16 protein-coding genes are annotated in these 15,324 nt (G+C 69.1%); 12 read left to right on the top strand and 4 right to left on the bottom strand.

The genetic code is table 11. The annotated features are described in order from the left end of the window. On the bottom strand, nucleotides 1-1,003 hold a 1,003-nt coding region (locus GV126_RS13355; protein WP_159665993.1), incomplete at its 3' end, for a LacI family DNA-binding transcriptional regulator. Between the two features lie 330 nt (nucleotides 1,004-1,333). On the opposite strand from GV126_RS13355, the gene GV126_RS13350 reads away from it, so the two are divergent. From GV126_RS13350 to GV126_RS13335, 4 genes are all read left to right on the top strand, one after another. After that, entirely contained in the window at nucleotides 1,334-1,660 is a 327-nt protein-coding gene (locus tag GV126_RS13350) for a hypothetical protein (protein ID WP_028422016.1), read from the top strand. Between the two features lie 153 nt (nucleotides 1,661-1,813). Beyond that, entirely contained in the window at nucleotides 1,814-2,128 is a 315-nt protein-coding gene (locus GV126_RS13345) for a pore-forming ESAT-6 family protein (protein ID WP_159673640.1), read from the top strand. A gap of 101 nt (nucleotides 2,129-2,229) precedes the next feature. Beyond that, nucleotides 2,230-2,637 (top strand): DUF6507 family protein, encoded by a 408-nt coding sequence (locus GV126_RS13340; protein WP_185946671.1) that lies wholly within the window; start codon nucleotides 2,230-2,232, stop codon nucleotides 2,635-2,637. Continuing rightward, nucleotides 2,634-5,294, top strand: coding sequence for a YwqJ-related putative deaminase (locus tag GV126_RS13335; protein ID WP_159665990.1), 2,661 nt, complete (start codon nucleotides 2,634-2,636; stop codon nucleotides 5,292-5,294). The genes GV126_RS13340 and GV126_RS13335 overlap by 4 nt, the downstream gene beginning before the upstream one ends. Before the next feature lie 936 nt (nucleotides 5,295-6,230). On the opposite strand, the gene GV126_RS13330 is transcribed toward GV126_RS13335, so the two are convergent. Next, nucleotides 6,231-6,614, bottom strand: a complete 384-nt coding sequence (locus tag GV126_RS13330) for an ATP-binding protein (protein ID WP_419796000.1) — start codon at nucleotides 6,612-6,614, stop codon at nucleotides 6,231-6,233. On the opposite strand from GV126_RS13330, the gene GV126_RS13325 reads away from it, so the two are divergent. Genes GV126_RS13325 through GV126_RS13310 form a run of 4 tightly spaced genes read left to right on the top strand, consistent with a single transcriptional unit; the run spans nucleotide 6,578 to nucleotide 8,755 of the window. Next, the gene (locus GV126_RS13325) at nucleotides 6,578-7,390 is read left to right on the top strand and encodes a helix-turn-helix domain-containing protein (protein WP_159673636.1); all 813 of its coding nucleotides are present in this window, start codon (nucleotides 6,578-6,580) and stop codon (nucleotides 7,388-7,390) included. The two genes, GV126_RS13330 and GV126_RS13325, sit on opposite strands and share 37 nt — an antisense overlap. A gap of 11 nt (nucleotides 7,391-7,401) precedes the next feature. Continuing rightward, nucleotides 7,402-7,611 (top strand): DUF397 domain-containing protein, encoded by a 210-nt coding sequence (locus GV126_RS13320; protein WP_159665984.1) that lies wholly within the window; start codon nucleotides 7,402-7,404, stop codon nucleotides 7,609-7,611. A 50-nt stretch (nucleotides 7,612-7,661) separates the two neighbouring features. Continuing rightward, nucleotides 7,662-8,360 (top strand): hypothetical protein, encoded by a 699-nt coding sequence (locus GV126_RS13315; protein WP_185946672.1) that lies wholly within the window; start codon nucleotides 7,662-7,664, stop codon nucleotides 8,358-8,360. Continuing rightward, nucleotides 8,357-8,755, top strand: coding sequence for a hypothetical protein (locus GV126_RS13310; protein ID WP_159665978.1), 399 nt, complete (start codon nucleotides 8,357-8,359; stop codon nucleotides 8,753-8,755). The genes GV126_RS13315 and GV126_RS13310 overlap by 4 nt, the downstream gene beginning before the upstream one ends. Before the next feature lie 181 nt (nucleotides 8,756-8,936). Here GV126_RS13310 and GV126_RS13305 read toward each other — a convergent pair whose 3' ends face one another. Continuing rightward, entirely contained in the window at nucleotides 8,937-9,710 is a 774-nt protein-coding gene (locus GV126_RS13305; RefSeq protein WP_159665975.1) for an SDR family oxidoreductase, read from the bottom strand. An 87-nt stretch (nucleotides 9,711-9,797) separates the two neighbouring features. On the opposite strand from GV126_RS13305, the gene GV126_RS13300 reads away from it, so the two are divergent. Then, nucleotides 9,798-10,418 carry a TetR/AcrR family transcriptional regulator gene (locus GV126_RS13300; RefSeq protein WP_159665972.1) on the top strand — a complete coding sequence of 207 codons (621 nt, stop codon included), beginning with the start codon at nucleotides 9,798-9,800 and terminating at the stop codon, nucleotides 10,416-10,418. A gap of 63 nt (nucleotides 10,419-10,481) precedes the next feature. Beyond that, nucleotides 10,482-11,318, top strand: coding sequence for a hypothetical protein (locus tag GV126_RS13295; protein WP_236569978.1), 837 nt, complete (start codon nucleotides 10,482-10,484; stop codon nucleotides 11,316-11,318). Here GV126_RS13295 and GV126_RS13290 read toward each other — a convergent pair. After that, complete coding sequence (locus GV126_RS13290) at nucleotides 11,315-11,734, bottom strand: hypothetical protein (protein WP_159665969.1); 420 nt, start codon at nucleotides 11,732-11,734, stop codon at nucleotides 11,315-11,317. The genes GV126_RS13295 and GV126_RS13290 overlap by 4 nt on opposite strands. A 411-nt stretch (nucleotides 11,735-12,145) precedes the next feature. Between GV126_RS13290 and GV126_RS13285 the strand changes: the two genes are divergently transcribed. Together GV126_RS13285 and recD2 are read left to right on the top strand one after the other, a co-directional pair. Further along, a complete protein-coding gene (locus GV126_RS13285; RefSeq protein ID WP_159665966.1) occupies nucleotides 12,146-12,421 on the top strand; it encodes a hypothetical protein in 276 nt (91 codons plus the stop codon). Then, nucleotides 12,418-15,258 (top strand): SF1B family DNA helicase RecD2, encoded by a 2,841-nt coding sequence (gene recD2, locus GV126_RS13280; RefSeq protein WP_438947841.1) that lies wholly within the window; start codon nucleotides 12,418-12,420, stop codon nucleotides 15,256-15,258. The genes GV126_RS13285 and recD2 overlap by 4 nt, the downstream gene beginning before the upstream one ends. The last annotated feature ends 66 nt before the right edge of the window (nucleotides 15,259-15,324 follow it).

The raw sequence follows: 15,324 nt of genomic DNA, 5'->3' as shown, positions 1-15,324 counted from the left end.
GGGCCGGCGGGGAGGACTCGCCGCACGAGCGGCGCACGACCAGCCGGGCGGGCAGGGTCACGGACGTCGGGGTCCGCCCCTCGATGCGGTCGACCAGGGCACGCACGGCGGCGCGCCCCAGCTCACCCGTCGGCTGGGCGATGGCGGTGATCGGCGGATCGGTGTGCGGGAACCAGGGGATGTCGTCGAACGCCGCCAGCGCGACGTCGTCGGGCACCCGCAGCCGGCGCGCCCGGATCGCGTCCAGCGCGCCGAGGGCCATCAGGTTGTCCGCCGCGAAGATCACCTCGGGCGGCTCGGGCAGATCGAGGAACCCCTCGGTGACCCGCCGCCCGCTGTCCGCCTGGAAGTCGCCCTGCCCGGTGTAGGCGTCCGGGAGGGCCAGCCCGTACTCGGCCAGCGCCGCCCGGAAGGCCTCGACCCGCTCACTGCCGGTGGTGGTGGCGGCCGGCCCCGCGATGATCGCGAGCCGCCGGTGCCCCAGCCGGTGCAGATGCGCGACCAGCTCCCGCACGGCCCCCTGCCCGTCCGCGCGGACCACCGGCACGTCCACCCCGCGGATCCACCGGTCCACGAACACCATCGGCGTCCCCGCCCGCGCGGCGTCCAGCATCAGCGGCGAGCCGCCGTCGGTGGGGGAGACCAGGAGCCCGTCGATCCGGCGGTCGAGGAGGGTGCGGACGTGGTGGTCCTGCAGATCGGGCCGCTCGTCGGCGTTGCCGATGATCACGCTGTAGCCGAGGGCCCGGGCCTCCTCCTCGACGGAGCGGGCCAGCTCGGTGAAGTACGGGTTGAGCACGTCGCTGATGACCAGCCCCAGGGTGCGGGTCTGGTCGGTGCGCAGGGAACGGGCGACGGCGTTCGGCCGGTAGCCCAGCGCCGCGACGGCGGTCATCACCCGCGTACGGGCGTCGGCGCTGACCGACGGGTGGTCGTTCAGGACGCGCGAGACCGTGGCGACGGAGACCCCTGCCGCGGCGGCGACGTCCTTGATGCTCGCCATCGCCGTTCCACCTCCTTGTGGAATCGATTACATCGACGTGTCAGGAAGGATTGGAAACGATTACACGGGGGCGGGACAAGAGGTCGTTACCGGATTGTGATGGGCGGCCTGGTGTGGCGCCTTGCGTCGACCGGGGCGGGAAGCCGGTCGGTGACCCCGTGGCGCGCTTGTGGCAGGGCTGTGACGCGAGACGGTTGCGAGGGCGATGACGGGTCGTGAACATGGTGGTGCGGAAACGTTCGAAGAGAGCGTCCGGGACCGAAAAGAGCGTCAAGAGCGCTCAAGACACTCGGACGCGGTCAATCTGCTTGAGGGGGAGGCGAGTTCGGCGTGAAGTTCGACATGGGTGCGCAGACGCTGTCGACGCTGATGAGGGATTCGCGGGGGTCGAGTGATGATCTGGGGTCGTTGATCCGTCAGTTGGTGGCGGCTGCGGAGCCGTTGGAGGGGAAGTTCAACGGTGCGGGTCGTCAGGCGTTCGATCAGTTCAAGGCGCGGGCGGACGGGATCACGCGTGAGCTGAACTCGTCGTTGGCGGCGATTTTGGGTGGTCAGTCGGGGATGGAGTCGGCGTTCTCCTCGGGTGATCAGGAGCAGGGTGAGAACGCGCGGCAGCAGATGGGTGCGGCGAATTTTGATGCGGCGCGGTTCCGCTGAGGTCGTTCGCTGTTCCGGGTTCCGAGTCGCGGGTTCCGAGTCGCGGGCTCTGAACCCCGGGTGCCGGGTTCCGGGTGAAGGGTCCCGGGTTCGGGTTTCGTTCGTCTGATCGGTCAGTGGCCGTTGGTGGCCTTTTTCGGGGAGTGGTGTGTGATGGCGGGTTCTGGTGCGGATCGTCGGTCGTACGACACGGGTGCGTCGGCGGATGTGCAGGGGAGTCTGCAGTCGGTGATTGCCCGGTTGGAGGAGGTGATCGGGCAGCGGGATCGTCAGGTGAAGGCGGCGATGGCGGACTTCACGGCGGATGGTGTGGCGGATGAGTACCACGGCAAGGAGCAGCGGTGGAACCGGGCGTCGCATGAGGTGCGGAACATCATTCAGCTGGTGAAGTCGACGTTGGAGAAGAACGACTCGACGGCGCAGTCGACGCTGGCGAAGGCGAAGGCGGCGGTGGACAACATCGGCTGACCGGCCGGCTGAGTGCTTGATCACCGGTCGGCTGGATGGCCGACCGGCTGGTGTCTGCTGCTCGTGGTGTGCTTGTAGTCGGATTCTTCGGGGGTTGACGGGTGTCTGGCTGGGATCTGAAGCCGCAGGGTATTTCGCAGGTGTTGAAGTCGACGGGTGAGTCGGCGTCGCATCTGGAGAAGTATGCGAAGGCGTACGGGGAGCATTTGACGTCGGCGGCGACGCATGCGGGGACGATCTCGGCGGATGCCGGCTCGGGCGGCTCGGGCGGCTCGGGTGAGAAGGCGCAGGGGGGTCTGGTCGCGCTTGCGCTGTCGCAGTACGCGGAGCATGCGTCGAAGGATCTGCAGTGGATCGCGGCGCGGGCGGGGAAGTCGTTGCAGGGTGTGGTGGATGCGACGACGGCGTATCTGCACGGGGACGAGGAGATGGCGCTGGAGGCTCAGCGCAAGACGTTGAGTGCGCCGAAGGTGGACATGCCCGGTGGTGGTAAGGCGGGTCGGGCGTGATCGATCCGGAGGAGATTCCGCAGTTCACGGGAAATCTGGAGCTGCTGGAGCAGGATTACGCGGCGCTGAAGGCGGATGCGGGTCATGTCCGGGACACGGGCCGGGATGTCCACAACCGTTTCCAGGGATTGTCGGCGTATTACACGGCTCCGGAGGCGGAGCAGCTGTTCGCGACGACGAAGCCGGTGAAGGACCGCGCGGACACTTTCGCGGACGGTCTGGAGACGGTCTCGGGCGCGTTGGCGGGGTATGCGACGGAGATCCGTCCGCTGGTGAAGAAGCTGGAGGATCTCAAGCGCGAGGCCACGACGTTCGTCGCCTCGGTCAAGGATGATGACGACTGGGAGTACGACGGGGACAAGGTCGCCCACCACAACCGGATCCGGGACGAGGTCACGAAGACGGTGGCGGCGTTCTGGGCGGCGGAACGCACCTGCCACAACAAGATCACCGCTCTGTGGCACGGCACGCAGATGGTGGCCGGTGACGGCTCGGACAAGGCCAACCAGTACGGCTTCAACGCGGAGGACCTGAAGAACGCGAAGCTTCCCTGGGGTGACCCGGTGGAGGAGAAGCATCACTGGTACGAGGTCGGCCACTGGGTGAAGTCGTTCGTGTGGGACGGCCTGATCGTGGACGGCGTGTGGGGCACGATCAAGGGCCTGGGCACGCTGGTCGGTTTCGGTGGCTGGGAGGCGATGGGGCAGGCGTGGAAGGGCCTGGCCCAGCTCGCCACCGGTCTGGCGATCTCGTCGATCCCGGGTGTGGGGGCGATGTTCTGGGCGCTGCCCGACGACAAGCTGCCCTCGTGGATCCGTGACTCGCGTACGGCGATGAAGGAGACGGGCAAGGCGCTGGTGGCGTGGGACGAGTGGGGCAAGAACCCCGCCCGCGCCGCCGGCGCGGTCACCTTCAACGTCCTGACCACCGTGTTCACGGGTGGTGCGGGCGGTGCTGCGTCGGGTGCGGGCAAGGCCGGCGCGGTCGCGAAGGTGCTGTCCGCGGCGGGCAAGGCGGGCCGGGTCATCGACCCCATGACGTATGTGAGCAAGGCCGCCGGGGCGGGTCTGTCGAAGATCGGTGACATCGCCAAGGGCCTGAAGGGCCTCGGCAAGATCGATATCCCCGAGCTGCCGGACAACGCGATCACCCTGCCCGAGGGCTCGCTGAAGCTGCCGGACGGCACGGTCCACCTCCCCGAGGGCACCCCGATCCCGCAGGGCGCGACCAAGCTGCCCAACGGCGCGATCGAGCTGCCGCACGACGCCCCGGTGCTGCCCGAGGGCACGACGAAACTGCCGAGCGTGGAGGGCTCCCCGGCCCAGTACATGGACCCGCACGGCAACCTCCTGGACCACCAGGGCAACGTCGTCCAGCACGCGGAGCAGGCCCCCACCGACATCATCGACAAGCCCCACCCGGAGGCTGGCACCCCGGCAACAGGCGCGGACACCCCCCACACCCCCAGCCCGGTCAGGCAACCGGCCATGGCCACCGCAGGAGCCCACACCACCGAACAAGCTGGCGCACACATCCGCCTCGACACCAGCCTGGACCACGACCTGGGCGACATCGGCCGCACCGCGGACAAGGAAGTGGTCCACGCAGGTGGAGAAGGTGTCTCCTCAGTCCACGTCAGTGGGGACAATATCCCGAGCGCCCACGCAGGGGGTGACGGCGCTTCCGGCGGCCACACGCCGAACCATGCCTCCGGCAGCCATGCGGGCGACCACCTGCCGGGCGGCAGTGCCCACGGACATGCCGCTGGTCCATCTGCAAGCCACGCGGCACCCAACAGCCACACAGAAGGCGGTTCTCGCCCGTCCGACGGGGCCCATGGGCACCCATCAACTCAGTACGACGACCAAGGCGCGCACGGTCACACCAGTGATGGTGGAGGCGATACTCACGGGCCGAGTGGCGAAGGCACGCATGGCGTCGCTGCCCCCTTCGATCACGGTGAAGTGGTGCACCAAGACGGGGCCCCGCCTCATGCCGAGCATGTGGCGCATCCTTTCGACGACTTCCGAGTGGACGACAACCCCTTGCCTCCACCGGGGCCGGGAGAGAAGGTGCTCGGGGATCTCCCGGAGAGCCGGGTCCAGCGGACGGAGGACGGCCTCATCTCGCACGTGGACGGCCGACCCGCCACCGAATTCCTCGACAACCTCTCTCACGAACGCGCGCTGGGCTACCTGCAGGCCAAACAAACCGGCACCTTCCCGCGCGCTCAGACTGGAGCATGTGTCGGGTCAGTTGTAGACCTACGCACTGGTCGGGTGGTTGAAGGGATCAACGGTCCCAAGGGAGCAGCTGGTCTGCTGCCCATGGACCGGCTGCATCCAACGCTGCTTGAGCGCTACGAGCAGATCGCCGACGCGCCCCCTCATCGCGCGCCGATCCTCGCACACGCCGAAGTGAAGGCCACGAACGAACTACTGTGGGCACGCCGAAAGCTCGGGCTGCCTGACGATGCCTCCGCCTTGGCAGAGATGAGGGCATCCGTGCAGTTTCCGTTCCAGGCGAACCCGGAGACGGGGGCGCATCCACGCCCTGCGCCTTTCTGTGGAAACTGTAACCATATGCTTGAAGGCATGCCGAGCAGCTATGGGCGCTTCCTCAAGGACCCGCCCGGACCCGAGAATTGGATCCCCTAATGAACCTCCAGCGCATCGATATCGACGACCCTGAGGTCACCATGGATGAGGGTGAGCGCCTCTATTATCGAGGGGCTCCGTTCACCGGGGAGGTCGTAGAGTATCAGCGAGGGGCATTGGTAAGCCTCATCACCTACCAGGATGGTTTCGAAAACGGGCCAGTCCGTGAATGGTATGCAGATGGAACACTGAGGTCGCAGGGAACCATGCGAGACGGCTTTCCCGTTGGCGAGTCTCAGCAGTGGCACCCAAATGGCAGGCTTGCGACACGGACGATTATGAGTGACAACGGCCTTCGGCAGTTGGCTCTGTACGAATGGGATGAGGAGGGGAATCAGACGAAAGAATGGCACGCTGACGCGAGTGAGTAACTCGATCGTGACGAGTCGACAGCCCGTGCACCGTATTCTGTTGTTTCTGGGGAGCGTGGAGTCCCCCAGGTTGGATCCGCCTGAATCGGCTCGGACTCCCGCCCTGAAGGCAGGGCTGAGGGCATCGACGCCCTTTACCGGAACCGTGGCCAGAAATATCGCGGTAGCCTGAGCTCGGAACAGCGTGGCGCCTGAATGTGCCGCCCGGACCACCTTATGTGTGCGGATTCGGTTGGTCGCGTCGGTCGAACGAGTATCGATATCGATCACCCGCTGACGTTCGCGGGGGAACCCTGCGCAGGAGAGGTGCAAAAGTACTCCGCCGGGCGAAGGATAAGTCTTGTCGACTACCTGAACGGATACCGCCACGGCTCCTCTCGCGAGTGGTACGGAGGGGGCCCTCAGGGCGCAGGGAGTTATACGCGCAACGGTTGCGTCGTCGGAGAGGTTCAAGCGCCGGTATGCCAACGGCGTTCTTGGCAGCCTGCTGATCAAAAGTTCGACTGGCGGCTCTTCGTGCCTGTGCGGAATGAGGCCGCTGAGGACGGCTGAATGGTTGGTGCGTCTACGCGGCGGCCAGCTCGCACCAGACAACCTTCCCCCGGTTGCCCTCCCGTGACAGCGGCTGCCAGCCCCACAGGTCGGCGCAAGCCTTGACGAGGGCCAGGCCGCGTCCCTCCTCCGCTTCCGCCACCCGCTCCAGCGGCACCGGAGGCTCCGGTGGTGCGGGGTCGGCGTCCCACGCGCCGATGCGCAGGACGCCGGCCGACCAGCGGACACGGAGCGCGGCCGGTCCCTTGGTGTGGCGTACCGCGTTGGAGATCAACTCGGTGGCGAGGAGTTCGGCCAGGTCGACCAGGCGGATCAGCCCGTGCATGGTCAGGATCAGGCGGAGGGTGCGCCGGCTGACCGCTGGGGACGGAACTGCGGCGGCTGCGCGAAGCCGCAGGACTCAAGGCCACCGAAGCGGCGGGCCTGCTCGGCGTGACCTCTGTGCAGATCAGCCAGATCGAGTCGGGAATCGCCGGGGTGAGTGAGCAGCGGGTGCGTCGGCTCGCCGCCAACTACGCCTGCGCCGACACCGATCTGATCGAGGCCCTGGTGGCCATGACGACGGACAGGACGCGTGGTTGGTGGGAGGACTACCGAGGCGTCCTGCCCTCTGCCTACCAGGACCTGGCCGAACTCGATCACCATGCGACGTTTCGGCACGACGTGGCCGTGATCCACGTGCCGGGCCTCTTCCAGACGGAGGATTACGCTCGCGCTCTCTTCTCCTACATGAACCCGGAGTTCCCTCCCCCCGAGGTGGAGTTGAGAGTGGCGCACAGGATGAGGCGGAAGGTCGTCATCGAGGACCCTGATCCGATGCCGTACGAGACCGTGATTCACGAGGCGGCACTGCGGATCAGCGTCGCCGGGCGGAGCGCCATGCGGGCTCAACTGCGGCGGATCTTGGAGATGTCCGAGGCCGAGCACGTGACCGTGCGTGTTGTCCCCTTCGCGCTGGACGACTTCGCGGGGGCCGGTAGCACGATGGTGTACCTCGGGGGAGCCGTCCCCCGTCTGGACACCGTGGTCCGGGACGCGCCGCATGGCACGGCCTTCGTGGACTCGGAAGCGCAGCTGGAGCACTTCCGAAAGCTCTTCGGCAGGGTGAGAGCAGAGTCACTGCCCCCGGAACGGTCACGAGATCTCATCCACCAGTTGTCCCAAGACCTGTGAGGAGCAGCACCATGGCTATCCATGCGGAGTGGAAGAAGTCGTCCTATTCCGGTGGCGGCGAGGGAAACGACTGCGTCGAGATCGCACGCGTGCACCCTCACATAGCCATACGCGACTCGAAGGCCCCGTCCAGAGCCGCCCTCACCTTCCCGGCCGGAGCCTTCGTCACCTTCGTCGAGGCCCTGAAGACGGCGGACGTGCGCTCCGCCGGGACGCGTTGACGTCGACGGGCGGGTGGCGACCCGCAGAGCGCGTCGCCGCATTGCTGTTCGTGGACTTCGACGGCCTGGCCGCCGACCCCGAGGATGTCATCAGTGACGGGCTGGACGGAGGCTACCGCTCACGGACGGAGGCGTTGCGGGAGGTGCTGCGGGACCCTGCCGAGAGCCCTGCGGACCGTTTCCTGGCGTGTGTCGCGCTGACCCGGTGGGGCGACCCGGACGGCTACGAGGCGGTGATTCGGGCGGCGGGTGCTCCCGAGCGTGTCGCGTGGAGGGGCGCTTCGTACGACAGGTTTCTTGGCCAGGACGACACCTTCGGTGTTCTGGCCGATGCGGTCGGCCAGAGCGTGGACATGGTCGAGGTACGCGGAACAGCCGCACAGCGGATGAGGGCCGCCGAGGCGCTGCTGAGCATCGCGGACCAAGTTCCTTTCGGCCGGCGTATCAGCGCCCTGCTTTCCTGGGACCTCGTGGCCGCCTCCCTGGACACCGTCCAGACGGCGGTGTCGCGCGGCACGACCCGACTGGGAGCGCAGCCTCCGTCCTACGACCTCGGTCTGCAGTTGGCCTTGATGATTCGTGCCGCTCACCGCATCGCACCGGAGTGGGCCGAGGATGCGGGCGCTCGCTTGCGCGCCGCGCACCCGGGTGGGCGCGCGCTGCGGGAGTTGCCGACCGGGGGAGTGGAGGGGCGCGGGAGCGCTCGGAGCGCTGTCACGATGCCCGGCGACGGCGGGGGTGTCCGGTGAAAGTCGCCGGTTTCTTCGAGGAGTTCTGGACGCGTTCCTTCGGGCAGCCGGCCGGCTCGGTCAGGGATTTCGTTGCCGAAGTCCGCTACGAGGACGCCGACGAGATCGGCGCCTACTTGCGGGGCGGCCATCCGGTGTTCTGCGCCATGGGCGCGGTCGAAGACGTACTGGGATCCGGGGAGTTCTTCCTCGGTGGCGCTTCACTCTTCACGGACGGTGAGTGGCTGTGGCGCGGCGATCTCCGGCATTACGTGAGGTCGCACGGTGTCACGCTGCCGGAGGAGTTCCTGGAGCGGGTCCGCACGCGCGGATACGAGGTGCCCGCGGTCGGACGATCCCGGCTTCTGGAGGTCACTGATCACGTCCAGGGATGCTGGTCGTCCCTCCCGCTGTAGATCGTGATCGTCCTGGCTGCGCTGGTGAGTGGTCGCCGGTACCGGCCGCGTCGCCCGCCGCCGGGTATGACACGGCCGGGTCGGCCCGCCAGCCCTCCCCTCAAGCCGTCGAAGGCTGGCCGCCGGCGAGTCCCCTCGGGCGGGAGGCCGCCGGCAAGTGCTCCCGCCCGAGGGCGCGGGCTCACAGGCCGGAGCCGCCCGTCGCGTCGATCACCTTGCCGGTGACCCAGCGCGCGTCGTCCGAGGCGAGGAAGGCCACGATGTCGGCCACGTCCTCGGGTCGGCCGACGCGGCCCAGCGCGGCCAGGGAGGCCGCGTGGGCTTCGGCCTCCGGGTTGCCCCGCAGCCACCCCGCGTTGACATCGGTGTCGATGATCCCGGGCGCGACCGAGTTCGCCGTGATGCCTCGGGAGCCCAGCTCCTTGGCGAGGTTGCGGGTGAAGTTGTCCAGGGCGCTCTTGGTGGCGCCGTAGGCGATGGCCTCCGGCATGGCGAGGTGGGCCGCGCCGCTGGAGATGTTGATGATCCGGCCCGCGTCGCGCAGCCGCTTCAGTCCCTCCTGCACGATGAAGAACGGCGCTCGCACGTTCACGGCGAAGACCTCGTCGAAACCGTCCTCGGTCAGTGAGGCCAGATCCGCGCTGTGTCCTATGCCGGCGTTGTTCACGATGATGTCGACGGCCGGTTCGGGCGCGTGGTGGGGGATCTGGGCGTCGAACGCCGACCACAGCGCGGCGGCGTCGCCGTGGCGGCCCAGCGGTGCGTGGAGGGCGAAGGCCCGGCCGCCGTCCTTCCGGATGCGCTCCACGGTGTCGTGCGCCGCGGTCTCGTCGCGGGCGTAGGTCAGCGCGACCAGGGCGCCGTCCCGGGCGAGCCGTTCCGCGACGGCACGCCCGATACCCCTGCTGCCCCCGGTGACGAGCGCCGTCTTTCCTTCAAGTCGCCGCGTACCCATGGTGGTTGGTCGCCTTCCTTTTGTTGAGTGATCGACCAAGAAAGAAGGTAGCACGATTTTTTGGTCGGGCACTCTAAAATGTGAGGCATGGCTGAGACCTCGACCCCCAAGCGCGGCCGCCCGCGCACCTTCGACCGCCAAGCCGCGCTCACCGCGGCCATGCGCCTGTTCTGGGAGCGGGGCTACGAAGGCGTCTCCATCGGCGACCTGACCGAGGCGATGGGGATCCGCTCGGGGAGCCTGTACGCGGCCTTCGGGGACAAGAAGTCCCTGTTCAAGGAAGTGGTCGACGTCTACGGCCGGTCGCCTGTCGGCGGCTTCGCCGGGGTGGCGCTGCGGGAGGAGCCCACCGCGTACGGGGCGTTCGCGCGCATCCTCCGGGAGGCCGCGGTCATCTACCCGGACCCCTCGCACCCGGCCGGCTGCCTGGCCATCGGCGCGGCGACCAACGTCACTCCGCAGGACGCCGACGTACGGGCCTTCCTCCGCGATCTGCGCAACAGGAACGTGGACGGGTTCGAGGCCCGGCTGAGGGAGGCCCAGCGGGCCGGGGAACTGTCCGCCCAGGCCGACCCCCGGGTCCTGGCCGACTACTTCGCCACCGTCCTCCAGGGACTCTCGCAACGGGCCCAGGACGGTGCCACCGCCTCCCAACTGACCGCAGTGGCGGAACTGGCACTGGCGGCCTGGCCGACAGCAGAAGGCTGAGCGGTTCGCGGAGGGGCGAGTCGGGGGCTCTGGCAGGGGCCAGGATCTGGGAGGCGTGGAGCGGTGAGCACGGTGGCGGCGTGGTCGGTGCTGGAACGGTTGCGCGGAGTGCAGTGGTACGACTGGGATCTGGCGGTCGCCCACACCCGGTCGCGCGCGTTGCTGATGCGCGAGTTTCTGCGACGCGCCGCGCACTGGGCCAAGGCGTACGGGGCCGAGGAGCAGTGGCCGTTCTACGACGTCACCGAGCTGATCGCACCGGGGTTCCGGGCGGCCGAGGACGTCGAGAACGCACTGGAGGACTTCCTGGACCGCAGCGTCGGCACCCCCTCCACGGCACGGACGTGCCGCGGCGCCGTACGCTGGGCAGCTCTGCGGACCGAGCACCCGGGGGCGCTCCCGGACCGAGACCGAGAGGAGCGCGAGGGCCAAGATCAGGCCCAGGCCCTGGACCTCTATGAGCCGCTGTTGCTCCTCTACGAGCGGGGCGGCGGCTACTCGGTCGGCGAGTTCATCGACCTGTACGGCGTGATGATCCCGTACGGCGACCTCCCCTTCCACCTCACCGCCGAACCGTTCCTGACCCTCGCCCCGGGCACCCTCGACGCGCTCGACCAGGGCGCGGTCGGCCGTATCACCTACTACGCGAAGATCGGCGCGGGACACCCGCGCAGCGCCCCGCGCGGCATCCTCAGGCGGCGGGTCGTGGGCCGGGACGGCGGTGTACACGACGAGGCGTTCACGCGGAACCTGCGCTGGGAGCCCACGGAATACCTGCGCCGGTACGAACTCGGACACGACGACGTGGACCACGTCGTGATCTCGGAGCGGGAAGCGGCCGCGTTCATCGAGCGCGTGGCGGGGGCGGCGGCCACACCGCCGTCCTCCCAAGCCGGCTAAACGGCGGCGCGCAGCGGTGTCTTCACCAGTTTCCCGTCCTGGCTGACCAGGAGTTCGGGGAAGCGGTCCTCGTACCACCTCACCTGGCCGATGACTCCCGGCGTCCTGGCGTGGTGGGCGAGCATCTCCGCCAGCTCGTCCAGTTCGGGGCGGAGTTCGGCGTGTATCTCCTGCCGTGCCGTGAGGGACCAGCAGTCCTCGCCCTGCACCAGTTCGGCCGTCAGGACGCCGCCGATACGCCAGGCCGGTCCGAGCTCCGCCAGCAAGGGGGTGAACCCGGGCGCCCAGACCTCGCAGTCGTCGTCGGGCTCCTCCGCGCTCCCGGCGTCGAGATGCCGACGCAACTGCTCGATGACGGAGGCGGGGGTGGTCGGGGAGAGATCGAGGGCGAGATCGACAGCGAACAGGTCGGCCATGCGCAGGACTTTAGGCGATACGTATCGTACGTGAGCGTGTACGCGTCCCGAGAGGTACAGCCGCAGCCCTCGGAGAAGGGACTGGGCCTGCACCTGGCCAGGGGGACTGCGCGTTACCGTCTTCCTCTCCTGGGGCGGCGGGGTGCCGTGGATTCGCGAGGTCGCGCTTCCCGATGGTGCATGCACACTCACCCGCGTCATCGCAAACGATGGGGTGGGGACCGGGTCCTCGGTGGAAGCAGCCGAGGCGTCGATCCCCGGCATGCGCCACGTGCCCGTGCTTCCTCTGCCGGAGGTGGTGCACGCCTTCAGGGTCGTGACGCCGGTGACCGATGCCGTGCTGCCCGCCGCCGCGGCTGAGGGGATGCGGGGTGCCCGCAGGCGCCTGGCGAGTTGGGAGCGCCTGTGCGTGTGGCTGGCAGAGGGTGGTACCCCGCCGCGCTGTGCACCGAGGACCTGGAGTGCCGCGACGAACTCGTGGCGGTGGTCGAGCGCCTTCCCCGCGGTGTGCGGCACGCGGTCGCTGAGGCGTTGCGGGAACTGGACAGCCGCTACCGTGCGCTGACGCTCGACGACGCGGGCCGCGCCCTATCCGTCGCACTGAGCGTCGAACTCGCGGTCCTGGCCGCCCGCCCCTGGTACTGGCGCCGCCGGCCGCGGTGCCTGCCATGGGAGGGATCACAGTGAGACGGATCGACATCGACGACCCCGACGTCGACATGGACCTGGGGATGCGCCTGCTGTATCGCGGGGAGTTGTTCAGCGGAGAGGTCGAGGAGCACTTCGGCGGTGCCCTGATCTCCCTGGACACCTACGTCGACGGGGTGCCGGGGGGGCCGAGCCGGGAGTGGTCCCCGGACGGCCCCCTGCGGTCCGAGTCGACGGCGCGCAGGGGGCGTGCCGTGGGGGTCGCCCGGACGTGGCACCAGAACGGTGGGCTCGCCTGCGAGCGGGTGTTCTCCGAGGAGGGGCATCTGCTCTCCGACCGCCAGTGGGACGAGCGTGGGCGGCCGACCAGGGCCTGGCAGGCGGAGTCCCCCGCGCCGGACACCCCCGAGGCGCCAGTACTCGGAGTCCATGAAGGCCTGGTAGCTCTTCTTGAAGGACTCGGGGATCGGCGCGGTGTGGGTCTCGGGGTCGAAGACCGGCGGGGTGCGGTCGGCGTCGGCGAAGGACGCGGCCAGCTCGTTCTCGGAGAGGCGGGGCGGCCCCCCCCCGGGGCCCCTTGGGGGGTCCGCGTCCCCCTCCCCCCAGGGGGCCGGGGCGGGGGACCTTTTCCCGCCCCCGCCCCCACCGAGCGCCGCCTCGCCGTCCTCGAAGGCGTCCTGGAGCGGATCACGTACGCCAACGAGGAGAACGGCTACACCGTCGCCCGCGTCGACACCGGCCGAGGCGCCGGTGACCTGCTCACGGTCGTGGGAGCCCTGCTCGGTGCGCAGGTGGGGGAGTCGTTGCGGATGGAGGGGCGCTGGGGGTCGCATCCGCAGTACGGCAAGCAGTTCCAGGTCGAGAACTACACCACCGTGCTGCCGGCCACCGTGCAGGGCATCCGGCGCTACCTCGGGTCCGGGCTGGTCAAGGGGATCGGGCCGGTCTTCGCCGACCGGATCACCCAGCACTTCGGGCTGGACACGCTCAGGATCATCGAGGAGGAGCCGCAGCGGCTCATCGAGGTGCCGGGGCTCGGGCCCAAGCGGACCAAGAAGATCGCCGACGCCTGGGAGGAGCAGAAGGCGATCAAGGAGGTGATGCTGTTCCTGCAGACCGTGGACGTGTCCACCTCCATCGCGGTGCGGATCTACAAGAAGTACGGGGACGCCTCGATCTCCGTGGTGAAGAACCAGCCGTACCGGCTGGCCGCGGACGTCTGGGGCATCGGGTTCCTCACCGCCGACAAGATCGCCCGGTCGGTCGGGATCCCGCACGACAGCCCGGAGCGGGTCAAGGCGGGGCTGCAGTACGCGCTGTCGCAGTCCGCCGACCAGGGGCACTGCTACCTCCCCGAGGAGCGGCTGATCGCGGACGCCGTGAAGCTGCTCCAGGTGGACACCGGGCTGGTCATCGAGTGCCTGGCCGAGCTGGCCCAGCCGCCTCAGGACGGCGGGGACCCCGGCGTCGTACGGGAGAAGGTGCCCGGGCCGGACGGGGAGGCGGACGAGCCCGTCACCGCGATCTACCTCGTGCCCTTCCACCGGGCCGAGGTCGCTCTCTCCTCCCAGCTGCTGCGGCTGCTGCGCACCGACGAGGACCGGATGCCGTCGTTCCGGTCCGTCGCCTGGGACAAGGCCCTCGGCTGGCTCAAGGGCCGTACGGGGGCCGACCTCGCCCCCGAGCAGGAGGCGGCCGTGAAGCTGGCGCTGACCGAGAAGGTGGCCGTGCTGACCGGCGGGCCAGGCTGCGGCAAGTCCTTCACCGTGCGCTCGATCGTGGAGCTGGCGCGGGCGAAGAAGGCCAAGGTCGTGCTCGCCGCGCCGACCGGGCGGGCCGCCAAGCGACTGGCGGAGCTGACCGGCGCGGAGGCCTCCACCGTGCACCGGCTGCTGGAGCTGAAGCCCGGCGGGGACGCGGCCTACGACCGGGACCGGCCGTTGGACGCCGACCTGGTGGTCGTGGACGAGGCGTCCATGCTGGATCTGCTGCTGGCCAACAAGCTGGTCAAGGCCGTGCCGCCGGGGGCTCACCTGCTGTTCGTGGGGGATGTGGACCAGCTGCCGAGCGTGGGCGCCGGTGAGGTGCTCAGGGACCTGCTGGCCGACAGCAGTCCCGTCCCCGCCGTCCGGCTCACCCGCGTCTTCCGCCAGGCCCAGCAGTCCGGCGTGGTGACCAACGCGCACCGGATCAACGCCGGGCAGCACCCCGTCACCGACGGCATGAAGGACTTCTTCCTCTTCGTCGAGGACGACACCGAGGCGGCGGGCCGACTCACCGTGGACGTCGCGGCGCGCCGGATCCCGGCCCGGTTCGGGCTGGACCCGCGGCGCGACGTGCAGGTGCTCGCGCCGATGCACCGGGGGCCGGCCGGCGCGGGCACCCTCAACGGGCTGCTCCAGCAGGCGATCACGCCGGGCCGCCCGGACCTGGCGGAGAAGCGGTTCGGCGGCCGGGTCTTCCGCGTCGGCGACAAGGTCACCCAGATCCGCAACAATTATGAAAAAGGGAAGAACGGTGTCTTCAACGGCACCGTGGGCGTGGTCACCTCGCTCGACCCGGTCGACCAGCGGCTGACGGTGCTGACGGACGAGGACGAGGAGGTGCCGTACGAGTTCGACGAACTGGACGAGCTGGCGCACGCCTACGCGGTCACCATCCACCGCTCCCAGGGCAGCGAGTATCCGGCCGTGGTCATCCCGGTGACCACCGGGGCCTGGATGATGCTCCAGCGCAACCTGCTCTACACGGCGGTCACCCGGGCCAAGAAGCTGGTCGTCCTCGTCGGATCCCGCAAGGCGATCGGCCAGGCGGTGCGCACGGTCTCGGCGGGACGGCGGTGCACCGCGCTGGACTTCCGGCTCGCGGGTGCCTGAAGAACTGCGGAGCAAGAACCCTCAGAGCAAGAACGCCGGAGGAAGAACCCTCGGAGGATGACGGGC

The organism is Streptomyces mexicanus (genome assembly GCF_902506575.1).
Classification (GTDB): Bacteria; Actinomycetota; Actinomycetes; order Streptomycetales; family Streptomycetaceae; genus Streptomyces; species Streptomyces mexicanus.
The sequence above is the reverse complement of the archived record's forward strand: the minus strand, read 5'-3'. Positions and strand labels throughout refer to the sequence as shown.